The organism is Anoxybacillus eryuanensis (assembly GCF_051200995.1).
Taxonomy (GTDB): domain Bacteria; phylum Bacillota; class Bacilli; order Bacillales; family Anoxybacillaceae; genus Anoxybacillus; species Anoxybacillus tengchongensis.
This window is the reverse complement of record NZ_JBPODS010000003.1, coordinates 233,309-258,520: the sequence shown is the minus strand read 5'-3', so window position 1 is coordinate 258,520 and position 25,212 is coordinate 233,309. Positions and strand designations below refer to the sequence as shown.

The 25,212-nt window shown below is 41.5% G+C and carries 31 protein-coding genes and 1 other annotated feature; of the genes, 29 read left to right on the top strand and 2 right to left on the bottom strand.

Annotated features, from left to right (window positions below; translation table 11 throughout):
• The first annotated feature begins 14 nt into the window (after positions 1 to 14).
• The 29 genes from HNQ84_RS05930 to pheA all read left to right on the top strand — a co-directional run bounded on the left by HNQ84_RS05930 (position 15) and on the right by pheA (position 23,477).
• Positions 15 to 1,157: a hypothetical protein gene (locus HNQ84_RS05930; protein WP_435621486.1), complete on the top strand. Its 1,143-nt coding sequence runs from the start codon at positions 15 to 17 to the stop codon at positions 1,155 to 1,157.
• On the top strand, positions 1,154 to 1,900 hold the full coding sequence (locus tag HNQ84_RS05925; protein WP_435621485.1) for a PRC-barrel domain-containing protein: 747 nt from the start codon (positions 1,154 to 1,156) through the stop codon (positions 1,898 to 1,900). The genes HNQ84_RS05930 and HNQ84_RS05925 overlap by 4 nt, the downstream gene beginning before the upstream one ends.
• 13 nt (positions 1,901 to 1,913) lie before the next feature.
• Complete coding sequence (locus HNQ84_RS05920; protein ID WP_435621484.1) at positions 1,914 to 3,152, top strand: VanW family protein; 1,239 nt, start codon at positions 1,914 to 1,916, stop codon at positions 3,150 to 3,152.
• Positions 3,149 to 4,810: a GspE/PulE family protein gene (locus tag HNQ84_RS05915; RefSeq protein ID WP_435621483.1), complete on the top strand. Its 1,662-nt coding sequence runs from the start codon at positions 3,149 to 3,151 to the stop codon at positions 4,808 to 4,810. The genes HNQ84_RS05920 and HNQ84_RS05915 overlap by 4 nt, the downstream gene beginning before the upstream one ends.
• Positions 4,811 to 4,820: 10 nt before the next feature.
• Complete coding sequence (locus HNQ84_RS05910) at positions 4,821 to 5,855, top strand: type IV pilus twitching motility protein PilT (RefSeq protein WP_435621482.1); 1,035 nt, start codon at positions 4,821 to 4,823, stop codon at positions 5,853 to 5,855.
• A gap of 6 nt (positions 5,856 to 5,861) precedes the next feature.
• Positions 5,862 to 7,073 (top strand): type II secretion system F family protein, encoded by a 1,212-nt coding sequence (locus tag HNQ84_RS05905; RefSeq protein ID WP_435621481.1) that lies wholly within the window; start codon positions 5,862 to 5,864, stop codon positions 7,071 to 7,073.
• A 76-nt stretch (positions 7,074 to 7,149) separates the two neighbouring features.
• Entirely contained in the window at positions 7,150 to 7,683 is a 534-nt protein-coding gene (locus HNQ84_RS05900) for a prepilin-type N-terminal cleavage/methylation domain-containing protein (RefSeq protein WP_435621480.1), read from the top strand.
• Between the two features lie 40 nt (positions 7,684 to 7,723).
• Positions 7,724 to 8,473, top strand: coding sequence for a prepilin peptidase (locus tag HNQ84_RS05895; RefSeq protein ID WP_435621479.1), 750 nt, complete (start codon positions 7,724 to 7,726; stop codon positions 8,471 to 8,473).
• 12 nt (positions 8,474 to 8,485) lie between these two features.
• Positions 8,486 to 9,454, top strand: coding sequence for a type IV pilus biogenesis protein PilM (gene pilM, locus HNQ84_RS05890; protein WP_435621478.1), 969 nt, complete (start codon positions 8,486 to 8,488; stop codon positions 9,452 to 9,454).
• Positions 9,438 to 10,019 (top strand): PilN domain-containing protein, encoded by a 582-nt coding sequence (locus HNQ84_RS05885; protein ID WP_183249620.1) that lies wholly within the window; start codon positions 9,438 to 9,440, stop codon positions 10,017 to 10,019. The genes pilM and HNQ84_RS05885 overlap by 17 nt, the downstream gene beginning before the upstream one ends.
• On the top strand, positions 10,016 to 10,642 hold the full coding sequence (locus tag HNQ84_RS05880) for a type II secretion system protein M (protein WP_183249618.1): 627 nt from the start codon (positions 10,016 to 10,018) through the stop codon (positions 10,640 to 10,642). The genes HNQ84_RS05885 and HNQ84_RS05880 overlap by 4 nt, the downstream gene beginning before the upstream one ends.
• 13 nt (positions 10,643 to 10,655) lie before the next feature.
• The gene (locus HNQ84_RS05875) at positions 10,656 to 11,096 is read left to right on the top strand and encodes a type IV pilin protein (protein WP_183249616.1); all 441 of its coding nucleotides are present in this window, start codon (positions 10,656 to 10,658) and stop codon (positions 11,094 to 11,096) included.
• A 105-nt stretch (positions 11,097 to 11,201) separates the two neighbouring features.
• Positions 11,202 to 11,981: an SPOR domain-containing protein gene (locus HNQ84_RS05870; RefSeq protein ID WP_183249614.1), complete on the top strand. Its 780-nt coding sequence runs from the start codon at positions 11,202 to 11,204 to the stop codon at positions 11,979 to 11,981.
• 114 nt (positions 11,982 to 12,095) lie between these two features.
• Entirely contained in the window at positions 12,096 to 12,665 is a 570-nt protein-coding gene (locus tag HNQ84_RS05865; RefSeq protein ID WP_183249612.1) for a Maf family protein, read from the top strand.
• Between the two features lie 28 nt (positions 12,666 to 12,693).
• Positions 12,694 to 13,368: a RadC family protein gene (radC, locus tag HNQ84_RS05860; RefSeq protein WP_009361735.1), complete on the top strand. Its 675-nt coding sequence runs from the start codon at positions 12,694 to 12,696 to the stop codon at positions 13,366 to 13,368.
• An 84-nt stretch (positions 13,369 to 13,452) separates the two neighbouring features.
• Positions 13,453 to 14,475: a rod shape-determining protein gene (locus tag HNQ84_RS05855; protein WP_006320433.1), complete on the top strand. Its 1,023-nt coding sequence runs from the start codon at positions 13,453 to 13,455 to the stop codon at positions 14,473 to 14,475.
• A gap of 19 nt (positions 14,476 to 14,494) precedes the next feature.
• Positions 14,495 to 15,355 carry a rod shape-determining protein MreC gene (gene mreC / locus HNQ84_RS05850; RefSeq protein ID WP_435621477.1) on the top strand — a complete coding sequence of 287 codons (861 nt, stop codon included), beginning with the start codon at positions 14,495 to 14,497 and terminating at the stop codon, positions 15,353 to 15,355.
• Positions 15,352 to 15,876 (top strand): rod shape-determining protein MreD, encoded by a 525-nt coding sequence (gene mreD, locus HNQ84_RS05845; protein WP_435621476.1) that lies wholly within the window; start codon positions 15,352 to 15,354, stop codon positions 15,874 to 15,876. The genes mreC and mreD overlap by 4 nt, the downstream gene beginning before the upstream one ends.
• A 79-nt stretch (positions 15,877 to 15,955) precedes the next feature.
• Complete coding sequence (minC, locus tag HNQ84_RS05840; RefSeq protein WP_435621538.1) at positions 15,956 to 16,606, top strand: septum site-determining protein MinC; 651 nt, start codon at positions 15,956 to 15,958, stop codon at positions 16,604 to 16,606.
• Between the two features lie 2 nt (positions 16,607 to 16,608).
• Positions 16,609 to 17,415, top strand: a complete 807-nt coding sequence (gene minD / locus HNQ84_RS05835) for a septum site-determining protein MinD (protein ID WP_435621537.1) — start codon at positions 16,609 to 16,611, stop codon at positions 17,413 to 17,415.
• Positions 17,416 to 17,501: 86 nt separating this feature from the next.
• On the top strand, positions 17,502 to 18,230 hold the full coding sequence (locus HNQ84_RS05830) for a peptidoglycan DD-metalloendopeptidase family protein (RefSeq protein WP_183241212.1): 729 nt from the start codon (positions 17,502 to 17,504) through the stop codon (positions 18,228 to 18,230).
• Positions 18,223 to 19,086, top strand: a complete 864-nt coding sequence (locus tag HNQ84_RS05825) for a M50 family metallopeptidase (protein ID WP_435621475.1) — start codon at positions 18,223 to 18,225, stop codon at positions 19,084 to 19,086. Before HNQ84_RS05830 ends, HNQ84_RS05825 begins: the two co-directional genes overlap by 8 nt.
• 44 nt (positions 19,087 to 19,130) lie before the next feature.
• Positions 19,131 to 19,209, top strand: a sequence feature (ribosomal protein L21 leader region).
• Positions 19,210 to 19,223: 14 nt separating this feature from the next.
• Positions 19,224 to 19,532 (top strand): 50S ribosomal protein L21, encoded by a 309-nt coding sequence (rplU, locus tag HNQ84_RS05820; protein WP_003396311.1) that lies wholly within the window; start codon positions 19,224 to 19,226, stop codon positions 19,530 to 19,532.
• 10 nt (positions 19,533 to 19,542) lie between these two features.
• Positions 19,543 to 19,878 carry a ribosomal-processing cysteine protease Prp gene (locus HNQ84_RS05815; RefSeq protein ID WP_435621474.1) on the top strand — a complete coding sequence of 112 codons (336 nt, stop codon included), beginning with the start codon at positions 19,543 to 19,545 and terminating at the stop codon, positions 19,876 to 19,878.
• A 13-nt stretch (positions 19,879 to 19,891) separates the two neighbouring features.
• Positions 19,892 to 20,182, top strand: a complete 291-nt coding sequence (gene rpmA / locus HNQ84_RS05810; RefSeq protein ID WP_003396301.1) for a 50S ribosomal protein L27 — start codon at positions 19,892 to 19,894, stop codon at positions 20,180 to 20,182.
• Positions 20,183 to 20,274: 92 nt separating this feature from the next.
• Positions 20,275 to 20,817 carry a Spo0B C-terminal domain-containing protein gene (locus HNQ84_RS05805; RefSeq protein WP_435621473.1) on the top strand — a complete coding sequence of 181 codons (543 nt, stop codon included), beginning with the start codon at positions 20,275 to 20,277 and terminating at the stop codon, positions 20,815 to 20,817.
• A 32-nt stretch (positions 20,818 to 20,849) separates the two neighbouring features.
• A complete protein-coding gene (obgE, locus tag HNQ84_RS05800; protein ID WP_183249599.1) occupies positions 20,850 to 22,136 on the top strand; it encodes a GTPase ObgE in 1,287 nt (428 codons plus the stop codon).
• 22 nt (positions 22,137 to 22,158) lie between these two features.
• Positions 22,159 to 22,599, top strand: coding sequence for an ACT domain-containing protein (locus HNQ84_RS05795; protein ID WP_183241201.1), 441 nt, complete (start codon positions 22,159 to 22,161; stop codon positions 22,597 to 22,599).
• A gap of 14 nt (positions 22,600 to 22,613) precedes the next feature.
• On the top strand, positions 22,614 to 23,477 hold the full coding sequence (pheA, locus tag HNQ84_RS05790; protein ID WP_183241199.1) for a prephenate dehydratase: 864 nt from the start codon (positions 22,614 to 22,616) through the stop codon (positions 23,475 to 23,477).
• Positions 23,478 to 23,489: 12 nt separating this feature from the next.
• On the opposite strand, the gene HNQ84_RS05785 is transcribed toward pheA, so the two are convergent.
• Positions 23,490 to 24,023: a transcription repressor NadR gene (locus HNQ84_RS05785; protein WP_183241196.1), complete on the bottom strand. Its 534-nt coding sequence runs from the start codon at positions 24,021 to 24,023 to the stop codon at positions 23,490 to 23,492.
• Positions 24,020 to 25,156 carry an IscS subfamily cysteine desulfurase gene (locus HNQ84_RS05780; RefSeq protein WP_435621536.1) on the bottom strand — a complete coding sequence of 379 codons (1,137 nt, stop codon included), beginning with the start codon at positions 25,154 to 25,156 and terminating at the stop codon, positions 24,020 to 24,022. The genes HNQ84_RS05785 and HNQ84_RS05780 overlap by 4 nt, the downstream gene beginning before the upstream one ends.
• Positions 25,157 to 25,212: the final 56 nt, after the last annotated feature.

The following is a 25,212-nucleotide window of genomic DNA, read 5'->3' as shown; positions in this document are numbered from 1 at the left end:
CAAAAAAAGGGATCGTGGTTTTATTAACGGTCGCTTGTTTATTAAGCGTCTTTGGCATGATTGCTGTAAAACAATTTCCACTTTGGCAAGCGGTATTATTTCTTTTACTTTTATTGATTGCTAGCACATATTTACTTGAACAAAAGCTCGGTCATTTATTTTATGCACGTATTCATGAGCACGATTTAATTGTAGTGAACGATGTAGAAGGTGAGCAAAACGAAGAACCGATATTTATGATCAAAGAAGTGGTAGAAGAAAAGCAGGAAGAAGAACGTGACCTCCAACAAAAACAAACGGAAGAAATGGAATTCGAGTGGCTTGAAAGTAACGGGCTAGAAGAGGTTGAACAACATGGTTCCGTTGAGCCTCTTCGCAATAATGAATACGATCATATCATTGAACCATTAACCGAAATGGACGATGTGATTGAACCGCTACATATAGTGTACAATGACAGTACAGATGTAAATAACGAACATCATGAGCTGAACGATGAACAATGGGTTGATTTGTCAGACGAAGAAAACGATGAGCTAACATATAATCAACCTTTGTTTGAAACAGAAGAAAATGAGTTGCTTAACATGGACGAGCTTGTTGTTGACGAGATGACTGAGTATTTTGTCGATGAAAAAAATGAAATCGAGACAGTTATAGAAGATGATGGCATAGTAGATGAAAAGAAAAATGAGATGGAAATGATTCCAGTCATCGAAGGAGATGCTATTGGTGAAAAACAGCAAGATGAAGCAGAAAGCATACCGATTGTCGAAGAAGCCATCGTGTATGTGGACGAAGAACCATCTATATATGATGAAACAATAGCGATAGAAGAAGACGATGAAGCGATACGCATGCTTCCAAAACCGTTCATAAAAAATTTACTAGCTTCTTTATACGCCATGCGTCCGTTGTTATCGGACGAGGAATATGAACAGTTGATTTATAAACATTTACATCCTCGTTTACATGAACAAGATTATTATACATTTGCGAATGTATTAATGGAGCATTACGTTGCTTCGAAACAATATGAAAAGTTATATGATGTGGCGAAACAATTGTACGGGCAATATGAGCCTTATCCAATCATTCAACAACAATTAGCACACATGATTCATTACGCTGAACAAAAAATGGGGTGGAAAAAATGAAAAGTAGTGCACAAGTTATCGGTCTTCCAGTAATTAGCATTCAAACCGGGGTTCAACTTGGACAAGTGAAGTCGCTTGTCATAAACCCAGAAAAAGGAACAGTCGACTTTTTAATTGTTGATCAAGAAAATTGGGAAATTAGTATGAAAGCGATTCCGTTTCGAAATGTGATCGGAATTGGGGAATTTGCGGTAACGGTTGAAGAAGAAAGAGCTGTTCTCGATTTAAACGTCATTCCTATTGCGAATGAGCTTGTCAATAAAAAAATTGCGATTAAACAAGCGAAAGTGATGACGAGAAAAGGTCAATTGCTTGGAGAAGCAACAGAATTTTATATTGACGAAGAGACGGGACAAATTACAGGTATTGAAGTACAAATCGGAAACGACTCTCGCGTCGTTCGTGCCGATCATGTCATTACATACGGAAAAGATTTATTAATTGTTCATGAAGATGCGCAACAAACGCTCGTTTCCGATGTTGATGCGTTATTGTCGCTAAAGGGAACACAAGTACAACCGCTCATTGAACAAATTGCGCCAAAGTCATTTGAAAATGAGCTTGATGAATTACGTCAAAAACAAATCGACATGTTAACAGGAAAACGAGTATTAAAAGATATTTTTGACGCAAATGGTCAAGTGCTCATTTCAAAAGATACAATTTTAACGAAAGAAGACGTCATGCGCGCGCAAGAAGAAGGACCTGATGTTGTTATTGAATTGTCTATGAACGTCGAATAAGGAGGCGTATGCCGTGCGCCGAATCGTTTCATTCAAGCTATTTTTTACGTTACTCATTACCGTTTCATATTTACTTGCTAGTACAAAATTGGCAACGTGGGCGTACGAGTCGTTTGCTAGCGGAGACAAATTTGCCGAAGGAACGATGATCGGACCGATTGACGTATCCAATCGTTCATATGAAGAAGCGCATGAACAAATGAGTCAAAAAGTGAACGAATGGAAGCAATCAGCAAAGATGGCGCTTGTACTGGAAGGAAAAGAGGTAACGGTACAAACGAATCATTTTACGTTTCATATTGAGGAGAGCATGAAACAGGCGGTGAGCGGGAAGCACGCCCCTCTCCTCGTTTCTGTTGATGCCGAAGCATTGCAAGATGCCATTTCTTCTATCGGTGCATCAAACGACTGGATTGATGTGGAAAAGGTGAAAACTCATTTGGAACAAGCAGCTGCCTCACTCACATCTACTCAACTATCGCTTGTTCAATACGTGCGGGAAGACATGCAACAACAAACAATATTGTCGCAAGCTGTTATTCCTTTACATGAAGAGCTTCGTATAATTCCGACAACAACAATGGTTATTGAGCCAAAGCAAATATTTTCTGTTTTGGGCTTTTTCAAAAAACAAGGAATAAGTTTATCAAAAGAAGCAATGACGTTATTTGCGTCAGTTTTATATGAAGCGATTGTACCGACGAACTTTGAAATTGTTGAACGACATACGAGCACCGTATTGCCAAACGGAGTCAAAGCAGGATTTGAAGCAGCTGTTGAACAAGACAAAAAAGATTTTATTTTCTTTAATCCAAACGATCGGGCATACACTTTTGAATGGGTGATCGAAGGGAATGACATGCGAGCGTCTTTGATCGGTGCACCATTTATATATCAATACGTATTAAAAACAGATCCTATTGAGTACTATGATCCGAAAACAATTGTACAATATAGCGCATTGCTGAAGCCGAACGAAAAGCGAATAAAAGAAGAAGGAAAAAAAGGAATGCTTATTCGCTTATATAAAGAAGTGTACGATCGAAACCGCACGTTAGTTGAAACGGTTCTCGTTTCAGAAGATTTTTACCCGCCGATTCATCGCGTCGAAGTGCGTGGATTACGAGCGGGAGCAAATAACGAAGCGAGTCCAACCCCAAGTGAGACACCTTCAGCACAACCATCACAACAAGAAGATATATGGGGAAATGAAAACGAGCAAATCAAAGGAAATGAGGATGAGACCTCATGAAAAAACAAGAGCGAAAACGATTAGGTGATTTGTTAATTGAAGCAGGGCTCATTACGAAAGAACAGCTTGAAGAAACGTTAAAAGAAAAGGCTCCTGGGCAAAAATTAGGCGATGCGTTATTGCAACGCGGCTATATTACCGAACAACAATTAATTGAAGTATTAGAGTTTCAGCTCGGCATCCCGCACGTCAGCTTATATCGGTATCCGATTGATCCGAAATTAATGAACCTTGTACCAAAAGAATTTGCGAAACGCAATATGCTCATTCCTTTAAAGCAAGAAGGGGATCGGCTATTTGTCGCCATGGCAGACCCGATGGACTTTTTTGCGATTGATGATTTGCGTCTATCGACCGGCTTTCATATTGAAGTGGCGATCGCATCAAAAGATGATATTTTACGGGCAATTAATAAATATTACGATATTGATGATTCGGTTGAAGAATTTTTAAACATTGCATCGGTCCAAGAGCCTCGCGAACAAGAGAAACTTGTTGAAGACGATTCGCCGATTGTGCGGCTCGTTAATCAAATTTTACAAATGGCTGTAGAACAGCGAGCAAGCGATATTCATATCGACCCCCATGAGACAAAAGTCGTCATTCGTTATCGAATTGACGGGATTTTACGTACAGAACGAGCGTTGCCGAAACATATGCAAGGGATGTTAACGGCACGCATTAAAATTTTAGCAAATATGGATATTACAGAACATCGCGTGCCACAAGATGGGCGCATTAAAATGAATATTGATTTTCATCCGATTGATTTGCGCGTATCGACGTTGCCGACGATTTACGGTGAAAAAATTGTTATGCGCGTGCTTGATTTAGGTGCAGCATTAAATGATTTAAATAAACTCGGATTTAATAAAGTAAACTTGCAACGGTTTATTCAACTCATTGAACAGCCGACGGGCATCGTGTTAATTACGGGACCGACGGGTTCAGGAAAATCATCGACACTTTATGCGGCGTTAAACCGATTAAACGGCGAACATGTGAACATTATTACAATTGAAGACCCTGTCGAATATCAGCTTGAGGGGGTTAACCAAATTCAAGTGAATCCAAATGTCGGGATGACGTTTGCAGAAGGGTTGCGCTCGGTTTTACGGCAAGACCCGAACATTATTATGGTCGGGGAAATTCGTGATCGCGAAACAGCGGAAGTCGCCATTCGTGCATCTTTAACGGGGCATCTTGTGTTAAGTACGTTGCACACAAACGATGCATTAAGCACGGTCGCTCGTTTAATTGATATGGGCGTTGAACCGTTTTTAGTTGCGACATCACTTTCAGGAGTTGTTTCACAACGTCTCGTGCGCCGAGTTTGCCGCGATTGCCAAGCAGAACACGAACCGACGAAGCGAGAAATAGATATTTTTGCACGGCGCGGTTTGAAAATTGAGAAAGTGATGCGCGGTCGAGGCTGTCCGACGTGCAATATGACCGGATATAAAGGACGTATTGCACTACATGAGTTAATGGTCATGTCTGATGACATGAGAAAAGTCATTTTAAATGGAGAACCGCTTTCGAAATTACGTGAATTAGCAATAAAAAATAAAATGATTTTTTTAATTGATGATGGTCTATTAAAAGTAAAGCAAGGGCTGACGACAACAGAAGAAGTGTTGCGCGTAAGCATTGGCTAGGGTGATGAAGATGAAACAAAAAGTAGATGCGATGTTGCGTACTGCATTTGAGTTAAAAGCATCTGATATTCATTTGACGGTCGGTATTCCCCCTATTTTTCGCATCAATGGAGATTTGAAGCGATATGGGCAAGACGTATTGTCACCAACTGATACGGAACAAATGGCAAAAGCGATCGTTCCTGAGAAGATGTGGTCTTATTTTGAAGAAAACGGGGAGTTAGATTTGTCGTATAGCCTCGTGGGCGTTTCGCGCTTTCGTGTTAACGTGTTTAAACAACGAGGCTGCATTTCGCTTGCGATCCGTATTGTGCCGACAAAAATTCCGACGCTTGACGAATTGCAACTACCAGATGTGTTGAAAAAGATGGTAACAAAACCTCAAGGACTCATTCTTGTCACAGGACCAACGGGAAGCGGAAAATCGACGACGTTAGCCGCGATGATTGACTATATGAATAAAACGATGCGCAAACATATTATTACGCTTGAAGATCCGATTGAATATGTGCATAAACATGGGGGATGTATCATCGATCAGCGCGAAGTTGGGACCGATACGAACAATTTCGCAAACGGTTTGCGGGCAGCACTTCGGCAAGATCCGGACGTCATTTTAGTCGGCGAAATGCGCGATTTAGAAACGATTCAAACAGCAATTACCGCTGCAGAAACAGGACATCTCGTATTCGGTACACTTCATACATCGAGTGCGCCTGCAACCATTGATCGAATCATTGACGTATTTCAACCAGAACAGCAGGCACAAATTCGCATTCAGTTGGCGACCGTTTTAGTTGCGATTGTTTCGCAACGATTATTTCCGCGCGCACAAAAAAATGGAAGAATTGCAGCGACAGAAATTTTAATAAACAATGCAGCTGTTGCCAATTTAATTCGCAACGGGAAAATTCATCAAATTCCAAGCGTCATGCAAACGAATCGCGCACTTGGCATGCATACGCTTGAGGCGAGCATTAAAGAGCTTGTGCAGCAAGGATTGATCGCAAAAGAATCGGTCGAGCCGTACTTGCAGGAAGGATGATGATAAATGGCGCAATTTCGCTATGAAGCACGCGACGTGCGCGGGCGGGTGAAAAAAGGAACGATCGTTGCTTCGTCGCGGCGAGATGTCATGATGAAACTGCGCGAACAGCGATTAAAAGTCATTGATGTGCGTGAAATGCCGCAGACGCTATTAACAAAAGAAATTACGTTCGGTAATCCCGTCAAACTGCAACATTTCGTTATTTATTTGCGTCAATTTGCGACGCTCTTAAAAGCAGGAGTAACGATTGTTGACGCCACTCGTATTTTAGCCGAACAAACGGAAAGTAAAGCGTTAAAAAAAGCGCTTGTTCACATTGAAGAACAATTAAGAAGCGGTCAACCGTTATCTACAGCGATGACTAATCACCCAAACATTTTTCCTCCGCTCGTTATTAATATGATTCGGGCGGGAGAAGCGAGCGGAAGTATGGAAGAAACGCTTGAGAGGCTTGCTGATCATTTTGAAAAAGTGCATCGGACACGCCAAAAAATTGTTTCCGCTTTGGCATATCCTGTTGTTGTTGGAATCATTGCGGTCATCGTTGTCATCTTTTTGCTCGTTAGTGTCGTACCGACGTTTGTTTCGATGTTTGCAGATTTTGGAGCGGAGTTGCCAGCGATTACGAAGTTTGTGCTACGTGCAAGTGAAGTGATGCAAACGTACTGGTGGGGCGTTATTTTACTTATGTTTATGATGTACGGCTTACTTCTGTTGTTAAAGAAGCAAAAAAAGACGAAATATTATTTAGATGTGATCGTATTACGCATGCCGATTTTCGGCAGCATGATGCAAAAAGCAGTGCTTGCTCGTATGACACGCACATTAAGTTCCCTTTTTTCAAGCGCTGTCCCTATTTTACAAGCGCTTGCGATCGTTGAAGCAGTCGTTGAAAATGAAGTCGTTGCTCGCGTCATTCGCACATCACGTGATGCGCTTGAGCGCGGAGAATCGTTAACGGAACCGATGAAGCGACATTGGGCATTTCCTCCGCTTGTGACGCAAATGATTGCGATTGGAGAACAAACGGGTTCATTAGATGCGATGCTTGCGAAAGTAGCTGACTTTTACGAAGCGGAAGTCGAAGCAGCGACCGATCGATTAAAATCATTAATTGAACCGCTCATGATCGTGTTGCTCGCTAGCGTCGTCGGGACAATCGTCACATCCATTTTAGTCCCGATGTTTGATATATTTAATCATATTCAACAATAAAACTAGTACTTTTCAACTAGATTGGTTATCGTGTAAAATGATGAGAGAAAACAAAAAATTGCAAAGGAGAGGAATTATGTTAAAGAAATTCATTCGCAACGAAAAAGGGTTAACATTAATTGAATTGCTGGCAGTAATCGTTATTTTAGGAATTATTGCTGCCATTGCGATTCCGAGTATTGGGGGATTAATCGACAACTCGAAAAAAGATGCGCACGTAGCAAATGCACAACAAATGATTAACGCAGCAAAAATTGCTGTAACGGCGGATAAAGATTTAATTTCAGCTAATGGTAAATATACAGTTCTTCCACTTGCTTATTTAGAAAACAAGGGCTATCTAGAGACAGTAAAAGATCCAGACGGGAATACTGCAACATATACAAAAGGACCTAGTTCATATGATGGCAAACCAATTACCGGCCAATCTGGTGATCCAAAAGCAGCATATTCCTATGTACTTATAAAAAATGAAAACACAAAATTAAAATATTATGTGAAACTAATTAATAGCTCACGTGGTGTATTTGGAACAGATGGAACTGCTGTAGAAGAAAAAGACTTAAAACGTGATGCAGTAAACGAAATTCAGCAACAGAATAATGATTAATAAATAAACAAATTTTAATTTACAATTAGAGTGATCGCATATGTTGTTTTTTATTTCTTTCCTCCTTGGTCTTCTTCTCGGCTCGTTTTATAACGTTGTTGGGTTAAGGGTGCCGAAAGGGGAGTCGATTGTTGCGCCGCGTTCGCATTGTCCATCTTGTAAGCGAACGTTGACAGCGTTAGAGTTAATTCCGGTCGTTTCGTATATGTTGCAAAAAGGGAAATGTCGCGCGTGTTGTGCGCGCATTTCCTTTGTTTATCCGTTCGTTGAGCTGTCCACGGCTATATTGTTTACGCTCGCTCCATTTCTTGTCGGTTGGTCAGCGGAAGTAGCCGTTAGTTGGACGCTCATTTCTTTATTCGTTATTATTTTCGTTTCTGATGTGCATTATATGATTATTCCAGACCGTGTTTTATTATTTTTTGCGCCACTTCTTTTCATTGAGCGCATATGGCTTGTGCCGCTTACTCCTTGGTGGGATAGTTTGCTTGGTAGTTTTGTTGGATTGATGATGTTGTTTCTTATTGCTCTTGTGAGTAAAGGTGGAATGGGTGGTGGAGATATTAAACTATTTGCAGTGATCGGTTTGGCGCTTGGGGTAAAATTAACGATTTTAGCGTTCTTTTTATCGACGTTCGTTGGAACGATGTTTGGTCTGATTGGCATGGCAATAGGGCGTGTGAAGCGTGGCGAACCGATGCCATTTGGACCAGCCATTGTTGTTGGTACACTGATCGCCTATTTTTTTGGTGAAGCGATGATTGATATGTATGTAAAGGCTATGATGTAAGGAGAACAAACTATGCGGCTTTTTTCGATGAAAAATAAAGTGGGCAACATTGTCATAAAAGATCACGTCATTCGCTATGTAGAGTTAAAACAACAACAACCGCTCATATGGCATACATGCGAGGAATGGCCGCTTCCAGAAGGGATTGTGCGCGACGGGAAAATTGCTGATGAAGAGCAACTTGCTCACATTATGGAGCAATGTGTCGATATGTGGAACATAAAACGTCGTCGCGTCCGTTTTCTCGTGCCTGATCCGCTTATCGTCATTCGTAAAATTCCATTACCGAAAGAAATTGAGCATGAAGATATACGCAGTTATTTATTTATGGAAATTGGTGCGACCATTCCACTTCCGTTTGAAGATGCCGTATTTGATTATGCGGTGCTTGAGAAAACGAAAGAAGCACTTCACGTTTTATTATTTGCAGCTCCGGAAGCAAACGTGATGCAATATGCGGAGCTGTTTGAAGCAGTTAAGTTAAAACCGATTGTAGCAGATATTTCTCCGCTTAGTTTGTATCGCTTATTTTACACGTTTGATTTAGCGAACGACGTCGATCACTTTTTATTTGTTCAATTTGATTTATCATCGTTAAATGTCAGTGTCTTTCATCAGCATCGTCCGATATTTACTCGTCAGTTAGCGTTTGATTCACAATGGACATATTGGGAAAAAACGAATGAAGGATGGAAATGGTTAAAAGAAGGACAACCTGAACGTCAACTTGAAGATGTATACAAAGAGCTAGAGCGTGTTATGAATTTTTATCGTTTTTCACTACAAAAAGGCGAGGCGCAAATTACGCGTATCGTTATGACTGGCGATCATCCGCTCATTCATACGTTTTCCCACTTATTACAAGAGCGTCTTGATGTGGCGGTGGAAACGTTAACGTTGCCGCTTTCGATCGACCCTGCTTACTACTTACCAATTGGACTCGGATTAAAAGAGGGTAATGCACATGTTAGTAGAAATTAACTTACTCCCAAAGCGAGAACGGAAATCGCGCTTCATTCCGCTTTTATCAATTGTGGTGGCGGTCTTATTCATTGTTAGTGCAATAACATTTTATTTCATTGTCCAGCGCATGGAACAGCAAATTGAGCAATTGAAAACGGAGCTCGATCAAACGAAAGCGCTGCGCATCGCTGAAGAAGAAAAACAAAAAACAGCAACGAACGCATCTGTCGGAGTCCAATTACAAGAAGCGATTCAATGGGCAGAACAATATCCGATTCATACGGTCGCGCTGTTGCATGAATTTATTGAACGGTTGCCTGAGCGCGGCTTTTTAATCAATGTTTCGTATGCCCGCGATGGGGCCATTCAATTAACGACTCAATTTGATACAACACGTGAAAGCGCCGCCTATTTACAAGCGTTAAAAGATGCATCGTTTATCGCTGATGTGAAACTGACGAGTTTAACCGCAACAGAAGGAAAGACGGAAGAAGAAGGAACAATGCCACGATATATCGGTCAATTTTCTATTCAATTAAACATGGAAGAATGGAAAAAACAGCAACAAGGAGGGGGAACATGAGAAAAACTTTAATGATCAGCCTCTCTCTCTTGTTGTTTGTGTTACTATCATTTGCGCTTTATATGTATGTATATAAACCGCTCGATGATCGCCGGGAGCAATTACAAACAGAATTACAAACGGAAAAAAAGTTGTTACAAACGTTACAAAGTAAACAAACGTCGGGCGAATTACGCACGAGCATCGTCGAACTACAAAAACGTATTCCTGTTCAACCGTTTGTTGAACAATTTTTATTAGACATTGAAAAAGCAGAGGTCGTCTCAAATAGTGAGGTATTGTCGCTTACTTTTCAAGAAGGAGAAAATGTTGAAGGACCTCCAACGCCGATTCAAAAATTGACAGTCAATCTATCTGTTCGTTCTCCTTCCTATTTTGCACTCGAACAATTTATCGATGTGTTAGAGCGATCAAAGCGCATCGTTTCAGTTGATTTTTTATCGTTCACAGGATATGAAGAATGGACGACAGTCACCGATGAAGTGCCAGAACTGTCTTATTCTCTTACGGTTTCAACGTTTTATGCACCAGAGTTGCGCCAATGGATTGAGCAATTGCCACCGCTTGATTTACCGCAACCGAGCGAAAAGCGAAATCCGTTTCCTTCATTAACGGAACAATAAAGGGGTCGGTCGGATGCAAGATGAACGGGGAATGACGCTGATCGAACTGTTAGCTGTCATCGTCATTTTAAGTATTTTAGTCATGATTGCGACTGTGTCTGTCGTTGAGGTCATTAAAAAGTCGCGCGATCAAGCGTTTGTTGCGAATGCGTATACGCTGTATGAAGCGGCACGGCTTCATGTTGGTGCGCAAAAAGTCGAGTTTTTAACGCCGAATCAAAGCGAAACGTTGACGTACAAACAATTAGTCGATGATGGGGTTCTTGAAGGGATGATAGATCCATACACATCGAAACGTTTGCCACCAAATGATGATTCGTATGTCATTGTGACAAAGCAAAGTGATGGTACGATCACATATGCTGTTTGTTTAAAAGGGGAAACGAAGCAAATTTGTAAAGAAGGTGGTATACCAGTTGACCAATTGTCGGTAAATGATATTCAAGAGCGATAGTGCGAAATTTGACGAAAACCTTCCACGACGAGACGACAAATGTCTCGTTTTTTTTTTCTTTTTTTATGTTACGATGGGCGAAGAATGACAGCGGGAGGGAAAAAAATGGACAAGCCAGCGAAAAAAGCGATCGTGATTAAAGTGAACGGAAAAGAGCAACCGTACACGACTGCGATGAGCACGTTACCGCAATGGTCAAGTGAGCAAAATGAGGAACAAAGCGAAGAACAACATGATTTCATTGAATGGGATAAACAATATAAAACAAAACGATCACCTTGGCGTTCGTTTGCGTTTGCGATTGCTTTAGCTATCGTTCTTGGGACAAGCTTCGGGTTATTTGTGTTAACGATCATTCCAACAACAGAAAGTAAACCGGCATCGACAGCAACGTTACAACAAGAGCAAAAAACGGCAGTGTCGAGTGCACAAATAACGGAGGCGGTTTTTGTCGTTCAAGGAGGAGCGTTTCAAGACGACGAAGCAGCGAGTGCATATGTACAAAAAATAGAAGCACAACATCGTCCGAGTGTTACGGTTGGAAAAAATCCTGTTTACGTGTTTTTAGGGATGGCATTGACAAAAGAAGAAGCGAAACAAATGGCAAGATTATATGAACCGCTCGGAATTGACACATACGTGAAACCGTGGAATGTATCCATCGATGAAAAAGAAAAAGAAGCGTTTTTTACGATCGTTTCTTTTATTAGCAAGTTGCTAGCTGGGCAACAACTTGTTAATGAACAGTGGAAACAGCTACAGTCGTATTCGTTTCATAACGAACATATGAAAAAAGCGTATGAAGCGCTTCAAACTTTTCAACAAACAAACGATGACGCACAACTATGGAAAGCACAACAATATATATTAAACGTTTTACAATAAGAAGCGATTTGCTTCTTTTTTTCTTTGTCGAACCGTTGTATATTGTGTATAAATTTGGTACGATACAAGTGTATCTTCCTTGAAACAAACGCTCATGACAGAAAGGTGATGACGATGCAACTTGTATTAGCTTCTAGTTCTCCTCGCCGTAAACAACTTCTTCGTATGCTTGGACTTCCGTTTGACATCCTCGTCAGCGATGTCGATGAATCATTTGATGCGAACTTATCCCCAAATGAAATTGTACAACAGCTCGCGTATAAAAAAGCAAATGCGGTATGGCAACAAGCAAGTGATGCGTGCGTCATCGGTGCTGATACGATTGTCGTATGTGAAGGAGAAGTGCTTGGAAAGCCAGCAAATGAACAAGACGCCTTTCGGATGTTAAAACGTTTATCCGGAACGACACATGAAGTGTGGACAGGTGTAGCGATTTGTACAGCAAAAGAGTGCGTGACGTTTGCTGAAAAAACGAACGTTACATTTTGGCCGCTTTCAGATGAAGACATTTGGGCGTATATTGCGACAAAGGAGCCGCTTGATAAAGCGGGGGCATATGGCATTCAACAGCGCGGGGCACTTTTTGTTCAAAAAATTGACGGCGATTATTTTTCTGTTGTTGGTTTGCCGGTCGCAAAACTCGCTCGCGAATTAAAAAAATTCGGATTTTATCCATTTCGTTAAAAAAAGGTTAAAATAGAGGGGGGAACGTATGCTTATTCGTCATGTTCCGCCCGATGAACGCCCGCGTGAACGCTTGCTTTCTGAAGGACCGCAAAGCTTATCAAATCAAGAATTGTTAGCTATTTTGCTTCGCACGGGGACGAAACAATATTCCGTTCTCACGCTCGCACAACATTTACTCACCCATTTCGAAGGACTCCGCCAGCTAAAAGATGCGACCATTGAAGAAATGACAAGCATTAAAGGCATTGGAAAAACAAAAGCGATTCAAATTATTGCAGCACTTGAACTCGGTCGGCGTGTGCATCAACTTCAATACGATGATCGCTACGTCATTCGTTCGCCAGAAGACGGTGCGCGTTATGTCATGGAAGATATGCGTTTTTTAAGCCAAGAACATTTCGTTGTGTTATATTTAAATACGAAAAACCAAGTGATGCATAAAAAAACAGTATTCATTGGCAGTTTAAATGCGTCGATCGTTCATCCGCGCGAAGTGTATAAAGAAGCGATTAAACGTTCGGCAGCGTCCATTATTTGTATTCATAATCATCCGTCAGGGGACCCAACGCCGAGCCGCGAAGATATTGAAGTGACGCGCAGGCTCGCAGAATGCGGTCGTCTCGTTGGCATTGAGTTGCTTGACCATTTAATTATTGGCGACAAAACATATGTAAGTTTAAAAGAAAAAGGATATGTGTAAATCATTCTCTTTTCATTGCAATTGCGTTATAATAAATGTCATGAGTTTTTGAAAGCATTTTGTTTCAGAAAGGAAGATACGAATATGTTTGGCATTGGATCAAGAGATCTCGGAATAGATTTAGGCACTGCAAATACGCTCGTATACGTCAAAGGAAAAGGAATTGTTTTGCGCGAGCCTTCTGTTGTCGCGCTTCAAAAAGATACGAAACAAATTGTGGCGGTTGGAAATGAAGCAAAACAAATGATCGGACGTACGCCAGGAAATGTTGTTGCGCTTCGTCCGATGAAAGACGGGGTCATTGCAGATTACGAAACGACAGCGATTATGATGAAATACTACATTAAACAAGCAACGAAAAATAGCGGATTGTTTGCTGGAAAACCATACGTCATGGTGTGCGTACCGTCAGGGATTACGGCAGTAGAAGAGCGTGCAGTCATCGATGCGACTAGACAAGCAGGTGCTCGCGATGCTTATACGATCGAAGAACCGTTTGCAGCGGCAATCGGGGCAAACTTACCAGTATGGGAGCCAACAGGAAGCATGGTTGTCGACATCGGGGGTGGCACAACGGAAGTTGCTGTCATTTCTTTAGGTGGCATTGTGACGAGCCAATCGATTCGCGTTGCGGGTGACGAAATGGATGAAGCAATTATCCAATATATCCGCAAAACGTACAATTTAATGATCGGGGAGCGTACAGCGGAAGCGATTAAAGTTGAAATTGGTTCAGCAGGAAATCCAGAAGGAATCGGAAGCATGGAAATTCGCGGTCGCGACTTGTTAACAGGCTTGCCAAAAACGATTGAAATTCATGCGGAGGAAATTGCTGAAGCGTTGCGTGATACCGTATATGCGATTGTTGATTCTGTGAAAAATACGCTAGAAAAAACGCCTCCAGAGCTTGCTGCCGACATTATGGATCGCGGAATCGTTTTAACAGGTGGGGGAGCGTTGTTACGGAATTTAGATAAAGTCATTAGCCAAGAAACGAACATGCCAGTCATTATTGCTGAAAATCCGCTCGACTGCGTCGCAATCGGTACAGGAAAAGCGCTTGATCATATCCATTTATTTAAAAATAAAGCGCGAGACCATCGCTAATGTGTAAGAAGGTGTTCTCATGCCGAAGTTTTTCTTAAATAAACGGCTCATTATATTACTTGTCAGCATCATGGTTCTCGTCGCCTTGATCGGCTTTTCATTAAAAGAGCGAAACGAACTAAGTTGGATGGAAAATTTCGTGAAAGACACCGTTGTTTTTATGCAATCGATCGTGCATAAGCCCGCACAGTTTGTTGCGGGCTTCTTTGAAAATGTGAATGATTTGCGCCATACATATGAAGAAAACAAGCGTTTAAAAGAACATTTAGAGCAATACGTTCTTTTGCAATCAGAAGTGGAGTCTCTAAAAAAAGAAAACGAACGTTTGCGTGAGCTTTTGAATAAAAAGGAAAGTTTACGTGACTTTGTTGCTATTCAAGCGACAGTCATTGGGCGCAATCCAGATCGTTGGGAAGAGACGTTAATTGTCAATAAAGGGTCGCAGCACGGTGTGAAAAAAGATATGGCTGTTATTACACCTCAAGGGTTAATCGGCAAAGTGCGTAGCGTCTCCCCATTTAGCGCAACGGTGCAACTGCTGAGCGCAAAAAATCGACAAAACCGCATTTCCGCATTTATTCAAGGAGATGAAAACGTATTCGGCTTAATAGAAGGATACGATGAAGAGAGAGAAGCGTTGCTGTTAAAGCGCATTCCATATGATGCAAAAATAGAAAAAGGGCAGCGCGTATTTACATCAGGACTTGGTGGGATTTTTCCAAAAGGATTGTTTATCGGAGAAGTTGAAGAAGTCGTTGCGGATGAATACGGGCTTACACAAATTGCCTATATCAAGCCAGCAGCGAATTTTTATGACATTGATGATGTGATTATTGTGAAACGAAAAATTGAAATGTCGCAAGAGGAGGAAGGACAATGAGTCGCTTGTTTCTTCCTTCCCTTGTGACCGTTATGTTTTTATTAGAAAGCATTATTGTTCAATTGGTTTCACAGCCATTATTTGATGTTTATGTGCTTGTGCCGCGTATGTTGCTCGTTTTTATCGTGTTTATTACGATTTTTATTGGACAAACAGAAGGAATGATGTACGGATTCATCTTCGGTCTATTATACGATGTAGTATATACGGAACTATTAGGTGCTTATGCCTTTGCCTTTTCGCTCATTGCTTATTTAATTGCAAAAGCGATGAACGTTTTGCATAAAAACGCATGGACAGCTTCTTTTTTTGCCATTGTGGCGATCGCATGTGTGGAATGGTATGTATACGCCATTCAGCTCGTTATTGGTGGAACGACTATGTCTGTTTCAACGTTTTTTCAAGCACGCTTTTTGCCAACGTTGTTTATTCATACAATTGTCATTTTGATCATCGCCTATCCGCTAAAGCAAACGTTGTTAAAGTGGCATGAGAAACGGGATGAATCGTCGCCAGTGTGAAGGAATACAAAAAAAATGCGGAGAAATATGTATTGAGGTGAAAGTCGTGGCTGGCAAAGAGAAAAGAGCATATGTGTCGATGAAAGGGACGAAAGAAGGGTTGACGTTGCATCTCGATGATACGTGCGCCTATGACGAACTATTAAAACAAGTGGACGAATTGTTGGTGACGACAACCCGTGACGAGGAAGGTCCGCTTGTTGCGGTGCACGTGCATATTGGCAACCGATATTTGACGCGTGAACAAGAAGAGAGATTGCGCGATGTTATCCGAAAGAGAAAAAATTTAATCGTCCACTCGATTGTAAGCAATGTCATGGCGAAACAAGAGGCGTTGGAGTGGAAAAAGAAAAATGAAATTGTGTCTGTTGCGAAAATTGTTCGTTCTGGACAAGTGCTACATATCGAAGGGGACTTGCTTTTAATCGGTGATGTAAATCCTGGCGGAACCGTCATTGCGACAGGAAATATTTTTGTGTTAGGAGCGTTACGTGGCATTGCTCATGCAGGGTATGATGGAAATCGTCAAGCGATCATTGCTGCTTCAGTCATGAAGCCAACACAGTTGCGCATTAGCGATGTGATGAATCGAGCACCAGACTATCGTACTGACGAAGGAAATGAAATGGAGTGTGCTTATATTGACGAACATGATCAAATTGTTGTCGATCGACTCCAACTATTAATGCATTTACGTCCGCATTTAACTCGGTTAGAAGGGAGTTTTTGACAGTGGGAGAAGCGATTGTTATTACTTCTGGCAAAGGTGGCGTTGGCAAAACAACAACGACAGCAAATCTCGGAACGGCGCTAGCACTATTAGGAAAGCGTGTCTGTCTTGTTGACACCGATATCGGTTTGCGCAATCTTGACGTCATTATGGGGTTAGAAAATCGCATCATTTATGATCTTGTCGATGTTATCGAAGGGCGTTGCACCGTGCAAAAAGCGCTCGTGAAAGATAAGCGGTTTGAAGATCGTCTGTATTTATTACCAGCTGCCCAAACGAGCGACAAATCTGCGGTTACGCCGGAACAAATGAAACAGCTCATTGACGATTTGAGACAAGATTACGATTATATTTTAATTGATTGTCCTGCAGGCATTGAACAAGGATATAAAAATGCTGTTGCGGGAGCGGATGAAGCGATTGTTGTTACAACGCCAGACATTTCGGCTGTTCGCGATGCTGACCGAATTATCGGTCTGCTTGAAAAAGAAGAGCATATGAAGCGACCGCGTTTAATTATTAACCGTATTCGTAGCCATATGTTAAAAAATCATGATATGTTAGATATTGATGAAATTGTCATGCACTTATCTATTGATTTACTTGGTATTATTGTTGATGACGAACACGTTATTAAAGCGTCAAACAATGGTGAGCCGATTGTTCTCGACCCAAACAGCAAAGCATCGTTAGCATATCGCAACATTGCTCGGCGCCTGCTCGGCGAATCAGTGCCGCTCATGTCGCTTGATGATGAAGAACAAAAAGGCTTTTTCTCGAAAATTAGAAAATTGTTTAGCGCTCGCTAGCACTTCCGGTTGGAGGTGCTTTTTTCATTCATATCTTCCCGATTTCTCCATACATATAATACAAATAGGACGAGAGGGGTGGGAGTGTGAGCGATCGAATTGAACATATTCGAAAACGAATCGCCAAGCGGAAAAAGGAGCGTGAACGTTACGTTCAAACGATGTTGACGAATTGGAACGAAGATGAAAAATACGGGAGTCCAACGGTTGTGACGTACGAAGGGGAGCGTGAATCGTCGCTGTTTCGCAAAGATATATTTTTATTTAAAAGCTTCCTAGCGGCACTATTATTTTTTAGTGTTGCGATTTTATTTCAATATGACTCACCGAGAATGGAAGGAGCTCGTACGTTTGTCAAACAAGTGATGGAAAAAGATTTTCAATTTGCAACCGTTGCTCAATGGTATGAAAAAACATTCGGCAAGCCTCTTGCGTTTTTTCCAGTAAAAAAGCAACAAGAAACAACAGCAGCATATGCTTTCCCTGCTTCAGCGCGCGTTGTAGAAACGTTTGAACATAATGGACAAGGCGTTGTTATCGAAACTGATGAAACGGTTAAAGCAGTCGAAGAAGGGATTGTCGTATTTGCAGGAGTGAAAGAACCGCATGGAAAAACAGTCATTATTCAACATGCAGATGGAAGTGAAACGTGGTATGGAAAATTATCAGCTATTTCTGTAAAGCTATATGATTTTATTGAGGCGGGGAAAGAAGTAGGAAAAGCGGAGGAGAATGATCAAAAGCGTATATTTTATTTTGCTGTTAAACAAGGGGATCATTTTATTGATCCGGTTCAGGTGATTTCCTTTGAATAAATGGCTATCTATTTTCATGAACATTCATATTCATCCGCTTTTTTGGTTCATTGCGCTTATGGCGATTATGACTGCTCAATTTCAGATGCTCCTTTTGTTGTTTTGGATTGTGCTTTGGCACGAACTGGGACACGTTATAGCGGCACATTTATTTTCGTGGCGCGTGAAACGCATCTTACTTTTGCCGTTTGGTGGGGTAGCTGAGATGGATGAGCATGGGAATCGTCCGTTCCATGAAGAATTAATCGTCATACTGGCAGGTCCATTTCAGCATATTGTTATTTTTTTTATTGCATATATAGCACATAGCGCCAACATGTTATCGGATGAGTGGTATAAGCAACTGCTTGAGTACAATTTATCTATTTTACTCATTAACTTATTACCGATTTGGCCGCTCGATGGAGGAAAGTTATTGTTCCTTTACCGCACAATGCGTACATCGTTTCGACGCGCGCATGAACAAACGCTTTATGCGTCATCCTTGTTTTTAATCGCATGTTTTATTGCTTTATTTATTTTTGTGCCGTTGCAAATCAATTTATGGATCATCGGTCTTTTTTTAGCACATGCTATTTGGGTTGAATGGAAGCAACGAACGTACGTATGGATCCGTTTTTTACTTGAACGTTACTACGGAAAACGAATCGAATATCGGGCGTTAAAGCGTCTTGTCGTCGATGCAAATGATCCGTTATTTCGCGTTCTTCTTTTGTTTCATCGCGGAAAAAAACATGCGATCCTCGTAAAGAAAAATCAAATGGAAATGGAGCTCGATGAAAATGAATTGTTGTATGCTTATTTCCATGAGAAACGAACGAATGAACCGATCGGCCATTTAATTTATATGTATTGACAATTGTTTTCTTTTTATGCTATCATCTTCTATGTTGTGTAGCACCCGTGCTACAACCGCTCAGCTAAGGCTATTTAAGCGTTCGCTTGAACCGCCTCGCAGCTGGCGAGTCTGAGTCTAACTTAGGAGGTGCAAATATGTACGCGATTATTGAAACTGGTGGAAAACAAATTAAAGTGCAAGAAGGCCAAGCGATTTACATCGAGAAAATCGATGCAGCGGAAGGCGAAACAGTAACATTCGACAAAGTGTTATTTGTAGGTGGCGAAAACGTAAAAGTTGGTAATCCTACAGTCGCTGGCGCAACAGTAACGGCGAAAGTTGAAAAACATGGTCGTCAAAAGAAGATCATTGTTTTCAAATATAAGCCAAAGAAAAACTATCGTCGTAAGCAAGGTCATCGCCAACCATACACAAAAGTTGTCATCGAAAAAATTAACGCATAAGGCGTAAGCGATGATTCGTATAACGATTAATCGAACGGCAGAAGGGACGATCCGTTCCTTTACCATTAGCGGACACGCTCAGTTTGCGAAGCGTGGACAAGATATTGTATGTGCAGGTGTATCAGCTGTTTCGTTTGGTGCGGTCAATGCAATCGTCGCCTTGACGAATGTGAAACCGATCATTCAACAAGGAAAGGACGGCTATCTTCATTGCGAGCTTCCGACAATTGAAGATGCGAAAGTGCTAGCCGATGTGCAACTTCTTCTTGAAGGAATGATCGTGTCGCTCCAAACGATTGAGCGTGATTACGGTAAATACGTCAACATAACGACGAAAACGTTGTAGGAGGTGACACGACATGTTGCGTTTAGATCTTCAGTTTTTCGCATCGAAAAAAGGGGTAGGTTCAACAAAGAACGGTCGTGATTCGATCGCAAAACGTCTTGGCGCGAAGCGTGCAGACGGTCAATTCGTCACAGGCGGTTCTATTCTTTACCGTCAACGCGGAACAAAAATTTACCCAGGATTGAACGTAGGACGCGGTGGCGACGACACACTTTACGCGAAAGTTGACGGCATCGTTCGTTTTGAGCGCATGGGTCGCGATCGTAAAAAAGTGAGCGTTTATCCTGTTGTAAAAGAAGCATAAAGAAGTGGAAAACTCTAACCGACCTGGTTAGGGTTTTCTTTTTGTTCACGTATGCTATAATTATAGTCAAACTGTTTATGGGAGAATGAATGATGGAGAAGCGGTGGACGGTTGTGGAAGCATTGCGTCATTCCAGGCACGATTGGCTCAATAAAATTCAGTTAATTAAAGGAAATTTATCTTTGCAACGGATTGATCGGGTGAATGAGATCATTCAACAAATTATCATTGAGGCAGAAAATGAAGCGAAGCTAACGAATTTACAAATAGAGCAGTTCGCTGAATTGCTTATGACGTACCATTGGCAAGCACGTCATATTCAACTGGAGTATGAAGTGTTAGGAGAGCCACGTTCATTACATGCATATGATCATATGCTCGTTACATGGTGTCAAACATTTTTACATATGCTTGAGGAATGTTGTTCACCACATGTTGAAAACTATATAACGATTACGATCGATTTAACAGAGAAAAATGTACGATTATTTTTTGATTATCGTGGCATGCTTCAAAAACTAGAGACGGTAAAAACATGGATTCAAAACCATAAGCAATATGATGCGCTCACACTTTGTGATTGCGTCATTCAAGAACACGAACTAACGATATGTGTAACTATTTCATCTTTTTAAATAAAAGGTGAAAAGATCGGAGGAGGAAAACGATGTTTGTTGATCAAGTGAAGATATATGTGAAAGGTGGCGACGGTGGAAACGGAATGGTCGCGTTTCGGCGCGAAAAATACGTTCCAAAAGGCGGTCCAGCGGGAGGAGACGGTGGAAAAGGCGGGGATGTCGTATTTGTTGTTGATGAAGGATTGCGAACGTTAATGGATTTCCGCTATCAACGTCATTTTAAGGCGCCACGTGGTGAACATGGCATGTCGAAAAATCAACATGGAAAAAACGCCGAAGATTTAATTGTCAAAGTGCCACCAGGAACGGTTGTTATTGACGATGAGACGAAAGAAGTGATTGCTGATTTAACAGAACATGGACAACGATTTGTCGTAGCAAAAGGTGGTCGCGGAGGACGAGGAAATACTCGATTTGCAACCGCATCGAATCCGGCACCAGAAATTGCTGAAAATGGTGAGCCGGGACAAGAACGATACGTGACGTTAGAATTAAAACTACTTGCCGATGTCGGACTTGTCGGTTTCCCAAGTGTTGGTAAATCGACGTTATTGTCCGTCGTTTCAGCAGCGAAACCGAAAATTGCAGACTATCATTTTACGACGATCGTTCCGAATTTAGGTGTCGTTGAAACAGAAGATGGTCGTAGCTTTGTTATGGCTGATTTACCAGGTCTCATTGAAGGTGCTCATCAAGGAGTTGGACTAGGTCATCAATTTTTACGTCATATTGAACGAACACGCGTCATTGTTCATGTCATTGATATGGCTGCTATCGAAGGACGAGATCCGTACGAAGATTATGTAGTCATTAACGAAGAATTAAAACAATATAATTTACGTCTAACAGAGCGACCGCAAATTATTGTGGCGAATAAAATGGATATGCCACATGCGGAGGAACATTTGCAACAGTTTAAAGAAAAATTAAATGAAGATGTGCCGATTTTCCCTATTTCAGCAGTCACTCGTCAAGGGATTCGTGAACTGTTATTTGCCATTGCTGATTTGCTTGAGACGACGCCAGAATTTCCTCTTTATCCACAAGAAGAAGAAGCGATTCATCGCGTTGTTTACAAGCTCGAAAAAGAAGAAGCCCCGTTTCATATTACGCGCGATGATGATGGAACGTTTATTTTATCAGGGGAAAAGATTGAAAAGCTGTTCAAAATGACCGATTTTTCACGAGAAGAGTCCGTGCGTCGTTTTGCGCGTCAGTTGCGCTCACTTGGGGTGGATGATGCGCTGCGCGCTCGCGGAGCAAAAGATGGGGATATTGTGAAGCTGTTGAATTACGAATTTGAATTTGTTGATTAATGCGAAAGGGGGCGCTTGTGCGGTGGATAAAAAGTTTTACCTAGTGCGTGAAGATGTATTGCCTGAGGCGATGAAAAAAGTATTGGCTGCAAAAGAATTAATTGAGCGAAAAAAAGTCGATTCCGTCGCTGACGCTGTGCAACTTGTTGATGTGAGCCGAAGCGTTTTTTATAAATACCGCGACGCCGTTTTTCCATTTCATACGATGGTTCGTGAACAAATTATTACGCTTTTTTTCCATTTAGAAGACCGCTCAGGCACCCTTTCAAAGCTATTAAGCGTTGTTGCAGCAGCCAACTGTAACGTGCTTACGATTCATCAAACGATTCCGCTTCAAGGGCGTGCAAATGTGACGCTATCGATCAGTACAAGCGAGATGACGATGACAATTGATGAGCTACTTTCGCAACTAAAACAGCTACCTTTTGTTGAAAAAGTAGAGATTCTTGGATCAGGGGCGTAGAGAGGAGAAGACATGTGAAAATCGGATATTTAGGACCAAAAGGGACGTTCACGCATGCGGCTGTTGAAGCCGTTTTCCCTCATATCCCGAACGTTCCATATCATACGATTCCGCAATGCATGGACGCTGTGCGTGACGGCGAAGTAGAGCTGGCCGTCGTTCCGTTAGAAAATGCGCTTGAAGGTTCTGTCAACTTGACGATTGATTATTTAATTCATGAATGCAATTTGCCAATTGTGGGGGAAATTATCGCACCAATTGAGCAACATTTGCTTGTTCATCCATCCCAATTGGAACATTGGTTACATGTTGAATGCATTTATTCACACTCACATGCCATTGCACAATGCCATAAGTTTTTGCATCGCCATTTAAAGCATGCAACGTACGAATACGTCACTTCAACAAGTGCAGCAGCTAAATATGTGAGCGAACATCCGAACGAAAAAATCGCAGCGATTGGCAATCGTCTTGCTGCAAAACAATACGGTTTAGCGATTGCGAAAGAAAACATTCATGATTATGACTACAACCATACGCGTTTTATTGTTTTGCATCGTGAACGTTGCTTATTGCCTGTAAAAGATCAAGAAGACGGTTTTAAGACAACGTTGATGGTTATGTTGCCGAAAGATCAAGCAGGAGCGCTTCATCAAGTGTTATCGGCGTTTGCGTGGCGAAAGCTCAACTTAACAAAAATTGAATCACGACCAGCAAAAACAGGACTTGGAAATTACTTTTTTATCATTGATATCGATCAAAAAATGGATGACGTTTTAATCCCTGGAGCGATTGCAGAACTAGAAGCACTTGGCTGTACGGTGCAACTATTAGGTAGTTATCCGTATTATACGGTGAAAAAAACATCCCTCGTGTAAAAGGGATGTTTTTTATTCGATCAAAAATCCTGCTTGTTTTAAAGCAGCGCATGCTTCATCTAACTTTTCTACGCAATCGGCTTCAAGTGTGTGCAAATGCACGCCGTCCGTCAGTTGAGATAAATAGGCGGATTTCGTCTCGTTAATTTTTCGAATAAACTCATCCACTTCTAACCGATTGCTGACCATAATGGATGCTGTCAAGTCACCATATACCGGATGTTCAATTTTGACGTCCTTAACCGTGACGCCATGGTCGACAATCATATACAGTTCTTCTTTCGTCTGTTCGGGTGTGTGACAACAAGCGATCACGCGCGTGTGCATATGAGTAGAAGATGATGATAAATATAAGTACCCTTGACTTGTTGCAATAATCGGTTCGTTTCTTGCTTTTAATAAGGAAATATCTTGAACAATGACTTGACGACTTACGTTTGTTTTATTTGCCAATTCCGTGCCTGTCATTGGGCGGTGATTTTCCTTTAGCCATTGCAAAATAAGCGCCCGTCGTTCTTCCCCTAGTAATTTTTTTTCTTTTTTCATGTTGACATCCTTTCTTTTTGAAGCTGTTCAAGTACAGAAACAACCGTTTCTACATCATTTTTTGTTGTACGTACACCAAACGATAGACGAATGAATTGCTTCGCTTCATCTTCCTCCTTGCCGATCGCAATCATCGTTTTTGAAGGTGCTTGCTTTCCAACTTGACATGCGCTGCCAGTAGAAATCGCAATTCCATGACGATTGCAGTGCAACATGACATATTGCCCTTCAAAGCCGTGAACGAGACAGCCAACGATTTGTGGCAATTGGTCAGTTGGATGCTCAAACACGGTTATCGGCAGTTGTTTTTGGGCGATTTGTTCAACAAAGTACCGACGCAATTCACTCATGTGTTGTTGAACTGTTTTTCGCTTGTTTTCGGCTTCATGCGCAGCGGTTGTAAATGAAGCGATGCCCGGCACGTTGACAGTTCCCGGTCGAAATCCGCCTTCATGTGTTGTGTTTGGTAGCCACATGTGCCAACGCACGCGTGGGTTCATGTAAACAGCACCCACCCCTTTTGGACCATAAATTTTATGGCTAGAGATAGATATGCTATCGAGATGGAACTGTTTCACATCTATCGGTATTTTACCAAAAGTTTGTACACAATCGCTATGAAAGATGATTTGTTTTTTCTTTAATAACTCCCCAACTCGTTTTAACGGCTGAATCGTACCGATTTCGGAATTCGCATGTTGAATAGACACAAGAATCGTTTCCTCTGTCAATGCCCGTTCAAGCGCTTCAATATTTACTTGCCCGAAACGATCAACGGGCACGTACGTAACGGTAAATCCTTCTTGTTCAAGCTGAGCGCATACAGCATGAACAGAAGCGTGTTCGACGGTTGAAGTGATAATATGTTTCCCTTTATGACAGTAGGCATAGGCGAGCGAACGAATGGCGAGAATGTTTGCTTCTGTTCCTCCACTTGTGAAATATACTCCTTTTTCTTCACCACCAACGAGTTGAGCGATTTGTTTTCGGCAAACGGTAAGCAGCTCATTTGCCGCTGTTCCGATGTCATGAAGACTGCTTGCGTTTCCGAAATATTTTTTTGCACTTTCTACATAGACGGCTAATGCTTCTTCACTCATTGGCGTCGTTGCAGCATAATCTAAATAAATCATCACGTTCACCAACTTCCAAAACAAAAGTCTTGTCATCAGTTTAAATATATGTCAAT

Excerpts from the sequence above, each read along its gene's own strand:
- pilM (WP_435621478.1), top strand. The coding sequence starts at position 8,486 with ATGCGGCTTTTTTCGATGAAAAATAAAGTGGGCAACATTGTCATAAAA.
- obgE (WP_183249599.1), top strand. The coding sequence starts at position 20,850 with ATGTTTGTTGATCAAGTGAAGATATATGTGAAAGGTGGCGACGGTGGA.
- HNQ84_RS05875 (WP_183249616.1), top strand. The coding sequence starts at position 10,656 with ATGCAAGATGAACGGGGAATGACGCTGATCGAACTGTTAGCTGTCATC.
- HNQ84_RS05865 (WP_183249612.1), top strand. The coding sequence starts at position 12,096 with ATGCAACTTGTATTAGCTTCTAGTTCTCCTCGCCGTAAACAACTTCTT.
- rplU (WP_003396311.1), top strand. The coding sequence starts at position 19,224 with ATGTACGCGATTATTGAAACTGGTGGAAAACAAATTAAAGTGCAAGAA.
- HNQ84_RS05910 (WP_435621482.1), top strand. The coding sequence starts at position 4,821 with ATGAAACAAAAAGTAGATGCGATGTTGCGTACTGCATTTGAGTTAAAA.
- HNQ84_RS05780 (WP_435621536.1), bottom strand. The coding sequence starts at position 25,156 with ATGATTTATTTAGATTATGCTGCAACGACGCCAATGAGTGAAGAAGCA.
- mreC (WP_435621477.1), top strand. The coding sequence starts at position 14,495 with ATGCCGAAGTTTTTCTTAAATAAACGGCTCATTATATTACTTGTCAGC.
- HNQ84_RS05880 (WP_183249618.1), top strand. The coding sequence starts at position 10,016 with ATGAGAAAAACTTTAATGATCAGCCTCTCTCTCTTGTTGTTTGTGTTA.
- minC (WP_435621538.1), top strand. The coding sequence starts at position 15,956 with ATGAAAGGGACGAAAGAAGGGTTGACGTTGCATCTCGATGATACGTGC.
- HNQ84_RS05855 (WP_006320433.1), top strand. The coding sequence starts at position 13,453 with ATGTTTGGCATTGGATCAAGAGATCTCGGAATAGATTTAGGCACTGCA.
- HNQ84_RS05885 (WP_183249620.1), top strand. The coding sequence starts at position 9,438 with ATGTTAGTAGAAATTAACTTACTCCCAAAGCGAGAACGGAAATCGCGC.
- HNQ84_RS05900 (WP_435621480.1), top strand. The coding sequence starts at position 7,150 with ATGTTAAAGAAATTCATTCGCAACGAAAAAGGGTTAACATTAATTGAA.
- HNQ84_RS05925 (WP_435621485.1), top strand. The coding sequence starts at position 1,154 with ATGAAAAGTAGTGCACAAGTTATCGGTCTTCCAGTAATTAGCATTCAA.
- HNQ84_RS05805 (WP_435621473.1), top strand. The coding sequence starts at position 20,275 with ATGGAGAAGCGGTGGACGGTTGTGGAAGCATTGCGTCATTCCAGGCAC.
- HNQ84_RS05915 (WP_435621483.1), top strand. The coding sequence starts at position 3,149 with ATGAAAAAACAAGAGCGAAAACGATTAGGTGATTTGTTAATTGAAGCA.
- rpmA (WP_003396301.1), top strand. The coding sequence starts at position 19,892 with ATGTTGCGTTTAGATCTTCAGTTTTTCGCATCGAAAAAAGGGGTAGGT.
- mreD (WP_435621476.1), top strand. The coding sequence starts at position 15,352 with ATGAGTCGCTTGTTTCTTCCTTCCCTTGTGACCGTTATGTTTTTATTA.
- HNQ84_RS05870 (WP_183249614.1), top strand. The coding sequence starts at position 11,202 with ATGGACAAGCCAGCGAAAAAAGCGATCGTGATTAAAGTGAACGGAAAA.
- HNQ84_RS05815 (WP_435621474.1), top strand. The coding sequence starts at position 19,543 with ATGATTCGTATAACGATTAATCGAACGGCAGAAGGGACGATCCGTTCC.
- HNQ84_RS05895 (WP_435621479.1), top strand. The coding sequence starts at position 7,724 with ATGTTGTTTTTTATTTCTTTCCTCCTTGGTCTTCTTCTCGGCTCGTTT.
- HNQ84_RS05905 (WP_435621481.1), top strand. The coding sequence starts at position 5,862 with ATGGCGCAATTTCGCTATGAAGCACGCGACGTGCGCGGGCGGGTGAAA.
- radC (WP_009361735.1), top strand. The coding sequence starts at position 12,694 with ATGCTTATTCGTCATGTTCCGCCCGATGAACGCCCGCGTGAACGCTTG.
- HNQ84_RS05785 (WP_183241196.1), bottom strand. The coding sequence starts at position 24,023 with ATGAAAAAAGAAAAAAAATTACTAGGGGAAGAACGACGGGCGCTTATT.